Here is a 346-nt window from a genome sequence, read left to right as displayed (position 1 = left end):
ATGTCAACATTGTGTTAAAACATAGCCAAAGAATAAAATAGAGCTAATTATAGTAGCTCTATTTTATTATAATAAGTTATATTTTCTTAGAGTACCTTGAATTTTATTATATGTACTAATACTAATAACACCACCATTAAACCAAAATCTAAAAAGTCCGCGAGAGATGCCAAGCTTATTTGCTGCATCTTCTTTAGTAAGATTATTTTCTTTAATCCATAAACTTAGCTTGTCYAAAAAYTCATYAAAATTATATACAAGTTTTGTATAACCTTCCATACAAAGATAGTCCATATCAAACTTAGAAGATAATAGATTAAGTACATCTTTAGTAGGATTATATCTA

Annotated in this window: 1 protein-coding gene; it reads right to left on the bottom strand. The window is 25.9% G+C overall.

The features are described 5' to 3' along the window. Window positions 1-66: 66 nt before the first annotated feature. The coding region (locus tag G3997_RS05625) for a helix-turn-helix domain-containing protein (protein WP_296644190.1) at window positions 67-346 on the bottom strand (280 nt) is incomplete at its 5' end.

This window comes from Romboutsia sp. 13368, assembly GCF_018336475.1.
GTDB lineage: Bacteria > Bacillota > Clostridia > Peptostreptococcales > Peptostreptococcaceae > Romboutsia.
This window is presented reverse-complemented; position numbering and strand designations above follow the sequence as displayed.